The following is a 4,097-nucleotide window of genomic DNA, read 5'->3' on the forward strand; positions in this document are numbered from 1 at the left end:
TTCAGGATCACCCGGTAGCCGGCGTCGACAAAGGGGCCGATGTTGCGGTAGTAGTTGCTCCAGCCGCCAGCGCCGGGGCCCCCGCCATGCAGCATGATGACGGTTTCGCCGTTACCCGCTTCGTTGTAGTGAATCTTGAAATCGGAAAAACCTTTTTCATTGATTTTCACGAACTTGCTGGTGGAACTTTCGGTGAGTGCTGTCATTTTTTATTTCATGCTGTGATCAGCACCGAATTTGGCTGATCTACGCTGAGGCCCGCCACAGCGAGTTTTCCTAGGGATCAAGTGGATTCACCATACCCCGGTGCTTTCCACAACCCGATCCGGTTTCCATCCGCTTGGCTCCCAGCCGACACCTGGAAACTGGCTCATTCCTCCTAGGAGTCAGCATGGCCAAAATCAAACTCACCAAGTCCGCTATAGACGCGGCACAACCCCAGGCGCAGCCCGTCGAACTGCGCGATACCCTGGTGCCCGGCTTCATGTGTAAGGTTACACCTGCAGGCCGCAAGGTGTTCATGCTCCAGTACCGGACCAATGCCGGGGAGCGGCGCAAGCCCGCCATCGGCCTGTACGGAGAGCTGACCGTCGAGCAGGCCCGCTCGCTGGCGCAGACCTGGCTGGCCGAGGTCCGCCGGGGCGGCGACCCCGGCGGCGACAAGGCTGAGGCGCGCAAGGCACCGACCGTCAAGGAACTGTGCGGACGCTTCATGTCGGACTACTCCAAGGTTCGCAACAAGCCGAGCACGCAGAAAGGCTACCAGGGCAACATCGACCGCAACATCATCCCTATTCTGGGCCGCATGAAGGTCCAGGACGTCAAGCGCCCGGACGTTGCGACGATGATGAAGAAGCTGGAGTCCACGCCGATGGAGGCCAACCACACGCTCGCCGTCATGCGAAAAATGTTCAACATGGCCGAAATCTGGGGCTTGCGGACGGATGGCACGAACCCGTGCCGGCACATCCCCCAATACCCTCAAGGCAAGACCACCCGGCTCATCACCGACGAGGAAATGGGCAAGTTGTTCAGGCATCTGGACAAGGTGGAGGCCGAAAGCAGCGAACCACCCATCGTCACGCTGGCCATCCGCTTGCAGTTCGAGTTCGCGGCGCGCCGCTCCGAAATCCTGTTGCTGGAGTGGACCTGGGTCGATCTGGAGAACCGGCGCGTGGCCTGGCCTGACAGCAAGACCGGCGGCATGTCCAAACCGATGAGCGAGGAAGCGCACCGCCTGCTCTCGACGGTGCCCAGGCACGAAGGCTCACTCTATGTGCTGCCGTCGCTGCGCGATCCGCTCAAGCACATGACGAACGGGGAGCATTACAACGGCTGGAGCCGCATCCTGAAGGCTGCTGGTGTGCAGCACGTCGGCACACATGGTATCCGGCACCGTTCGGCCACCGACATCGCCAATTCGGGCATCCCGGTCAAGGTCGGCATGGTGCTGACCGCGCACAAGACGGTGGCGATGTTCATGCGCTACATCCACACCGAGGATGCGCCGGTGCGTCAGGCGGCCGAACTGGTGGCGAACCGGCGCAAGACGGTGGTGGCGGGCACGATTGCCACACCAGTCGATGTATCTTGACAGTCATTCGTTTATAGACGAAAATGGCAGCATACGAGATTGAGCATTACCTGACTCTCGGTGAGCAGAAGGACTTCTACATCGAATGGCTGAAGCGGTTACGCGACGGTCAAGCCAAGGTTGCGGTGGCACGGCGCGTCATTCGCATCGAGCAAGGCAACTTTGGCGATCACAAGTTCTGTCGCAAGGGCGTGTGGGAGTTGCGCATCGATGCGGGGCCGGGCTACCGGGTGTACTACGCCTTGTCGGGCCGGCGTGTGGTGTTGTTGCTGTGCGGCGGCGACAAGAAGACTCAGGACGCGGACATCGCTCGGGCGGTGGATTACTGGCAAGACTGGCAACGGAGAACAGATGATGAGAAGTAGACCCCATGACGATGCGATGGCCGAGTTGTACCGAAACGACCCCGCGTTCGCGCTGGAAGTGGTCAACGGCATTCTGGAAGATGGCGACCAGGCCGAACTGCTGATCGTGCTGCGTCAAATGGCCGAGGCCTTCGGCGGCGTTCAGGCGGTGGCCGAACAGGCGCACCTGAATCCGACGCAGCTTTATCGCACGCTCTCCCCGAAGGGCAATCCGGCACTTAACAGCTTGCGGGCAATCCTCAAGGCGATGGGTCTGCGGCTGGCGGTGCAGCCGTTGGCTGCACCCGCCGTGCCAGCGCATGCCACCTGAATGTGGCATTGATGTCGGTCTGCGACAACTGACGGCCACGGAGACGATAACGCCTGGTGGTGGCTTCGGATCAGTCCCTGGGTTGCGCACCTAGCCAGCGCTCCATGACGAAAATAACCACCGTGTGTGATGCATGGACTGCCAGCCGGGCCTCAGACGCCACGATCTGCGGCGGCTCAATGCCGCGTCCATGAAACGACCACGCTCGCGCGTTGCTAAGCACATTCAAACGCCTGGCTCACTGATGACGCCGAAATCACGTGTAATTCGAGGTCCCCTGGAGTTCGATCCTGGCCGGCATCGAACTGATGCATATGATTCGCAAAGGCCAGTTCATGCTGAAGCGTGAAGGCATGTCGTTTGCCGACCAGTTCTACGCATTCGCAGGACACTTCCGTCTGACGTAAGAAGTCGCTGGCGCAACCCGGTACCACTTTGCCTTGCACCCGCTAACGCGATACAACCGCACCGGACGCCCGGACCGGGCGGCGGTCACTGAACGGTCAAAACTGCTTGCGAAGCGACAGGAAAGTCACCACCGGATCCAGTTTGGCATCGGCACGAACCGGCGCGCCACCGGCAGTCCCCGTGGCCTTGACTTTCAAAAACAGCTTCTGAACCGAGAAGCCGATGCTGTAGCCATCCGACAGGGGCCAGTCCGCGCCGATCGTTAGTGCCGTACCGAGCGCATCGTCAACCTTGAGGTTCTGCACGGCGCCATCTTTGGTGCTGAAAACCCTCAGATAGGTCAGACCGCCGCCGAAAAACGGTCGGATCGGCCCCAGCATGCCTGGCGAATACGTCATTGTCAAAATGGCCGGGCCACCTTTGACACTGCCCAATTTTCCCAACGGGCTCAAGGTTCCAGCGCCGCCGAAATCGGTTTCCACCGGCGAACCGACATCCAGCCGGGCGTCCAGTTGGGCGTTACGGCGTATCCGATTTCCACGCCCAGCGCGGTGTCGCTGCCCACCGTCACCGCGCCACCCGGCACCGGGTTGCCAGCGAACGAGACATCCGCCGAGGGGTGGAACTTCAGGTGGACGGCTCCGACGCCAATGGACCATGGCGACGGGGAGTTGGTGAAGGCTTGTGCATGGACGCCGGCCGACAGAGTCGCTACGGCAAAACAGGTCAGCGTGGAAGCGATAATTTTCATGATTTTGTCTCCTTATATTTTTAAAAAACGAACTTCAATTGTCCAAAATGGACGCTTTTGTCTCTTCTGAATCCCGCCGCTTCATTTCGGCCTGATGCGTACCCCGTACCGACACGCAGGACAACAAAAAGCGGCGCTCTTGCCCCTTACGCGTGCCGCAGGAAGTCAATCACCAGGCGGTTGAATTCATCGGCATGCTCCCATTGCGCCCAGTGGCCGCACTTGGAAAACACGTGCAAGCGCGCGTCGTTGATGCCCCAGACCAGCTTCAGGCCATGGTCAAGGGGAACGAAGCGGTCATCGCGCCCCCAGGTGATGAATGTCTTGGCCTTGATTTCTCCAAGTCTGGCAGTCACATCCCAGGTTGAAAGCGGCGCCTTTTGTGCGCTGATGAGGAAGTTCTTCAGGTGTTCCGGTTGGCGCTGAATGGCTTCCCAGCGGCCCTGTAGCAACTCCTCGGTGATGAGGGACTGGTCGTACAAAGCCACCTGAAGCATCTGTTTCAGCGTCTCGTAGGACGGCTCGGCATACAGCTTGAACAGCAGCTTGAAGCCTTCCATCGGAATCGGCGCGAAAATGCTGGGGCCCAGGCCGCCAGGCCCCATGAGGATCAGTTTGCCGATGCGGTCGGGGTATTCGAGCGCGAAGTTCAGCGCCGTGGCGCCCCCC

General features: G+C 60.1%; 7 protein-coding genes and 1 pseudogene. 3 read left to right on the top strand and 5 right to left on the bottom strand.

The genetic code is table 11. The features are described from left to right. Positions 1–206, bottom strand: a pseudogene (locus K206_RS40425) (2-hydroxy-6-oxo-6-phenylhexa-2,4-dienoate hydrolase); the annotation flags it as partial. Positions 207–391: 185 nt separating this feature from the next. Here K206_RS40425 and K206_RS0135910 point away from each other — a divergent pair. From K206_RS0135910 to K206_RS0135920, 3 genes are read left to right on the top strand one after another with little or no spacing between them, the layout of a single operon-like run. Then, positions 392–1,594 carry a site-specific integrase gene (locus K206_RS0135910; protein WP_011494289.1) on the top strand — a complete coding sequence of 401 codons (1,203 nt, stop codon included), beginning with the start codon at positions 392–394 and terminating at the stop codon, positions 1,592–1,594. 23 nt (positions 1,595–1,617) lie between these two features. Further along, on the top strand, positions 1,618–1,959 hold the full coding sequence (locus K206_RS0135915; RefSeq protein WP_011494290.1) for a type II toxin-antitoxin system RelE/ParE family toxin: 342 nt from the start codon (positions 1,618–1,620) through the stop codon (positions 1,957–1,959). Beyond that, the gene (locus K206_RS0135920) at positions 1,949–2,269 is read left to right on the top strand and encodes a DNA-binding protein (protein ID WP_011494291.1); all 321 of its coding nucleotides are present in this window, start codon (positions 1,949–1,951) and stop codon (positions 2,267–2,269) included. The genes K206_RS0135915 and K206_RS0135920 overlap by 11 nt, the downstream gene beginning before the upstream one ends. A gap of 70 nt (positions 2,270–2,339) precedes the next feature. Here the strand turns inward: K206_RS0135920 and K206_RS44810 are convergent, their stop codons facing one another. The 4 genes from K206_RS44810 to K206_RS0135935 all read right to left on the bottom strand — a co-directional run. Further along, the gene (locus K206_RS44810) at positions 2,340–2,492 is read right to left on the bottom strand and encodes a hypothetical protein (RefSeq protein WP_196812977.1); all 153 of its coding nucleotides are present in this window, start codon (positions 2,490–2,492) and stop codon (positions 2,340–2,342) included. Positions 2,493–2,772: 280 nt separating this feature from the next. Next, positions 2,773–3,159, bottom strand: a complete 387-nt coding sequence (locus K206_RS44545) for an OmpW family protein (RefSeq protein WP_231401739.1) — start codon at positions 3,157–3,159, stop codon at positions 2,773–2,775. Further along, the gene (locus tag K206_RS44550) at positions 3,126–3,428 is read right to left on the bottom strand and encodes a hypothetical protein (protein ID WP_231401740.1); all 303 of its coding nucleotides are present in this window, start codon (positions 3,426–3,428) and stop codon (positions 3,126–3,128) included. The genes K206_RS44545 and K206_RS44550 overlap by 34 nt, the downstream gene beginning before the upstream one ends. A 146-nt stretch (positions 3,429–3,574) precedes the next feature. After that, the coding region (locus K206_RS0135935; protein WP_020207070.1) for an alpha/beta fold hydrolase at positions 3,575–4,097 on the bottom strand (523 nt) is incomplete at its 5' end.

Source organism: Cupriavidus sp. WS, from assembly GCF_000395345.1.
GTDB lineage: Bacteria > Pseudomonadota > Gammaproteobacteria > Burkholderiales > Burkholderiaceae > Cupriavidus > Cupriavidus basilensis_B.

Excerpts from the sequence above, each read along its gene's own strand:
- K206_RS0135910 (WP_011494289.1), top strand. The coding sequence starts at position 392 with ATGGCCAAAATCAAACTCACCAAGTCCGCTATAGACGCGGCACAACCC.
- K206_RS0135915 (WP_011494290.1), top strand. The coding sequence starts at position 1,618 with ATGGCAGCATACGAGATTGAGCATTACCTGACTCTCGGTGAGCAGAAG.
- K206_RS0135920 (WP_011494291.1), top strand. The coding sequence starts at position 1,949 with ATGAGAAGTAGACCCCATGACGATGCGATGGCCGAGTTGTACCGAAAC.
- K206_RS44550 (WP_231401740.1), bottom strand. The coding sequence starts at position 3,428 with ATGAAAATTATCGCTTCCACGCTGACCTGTTTTGCCGTAGCGACTCTG.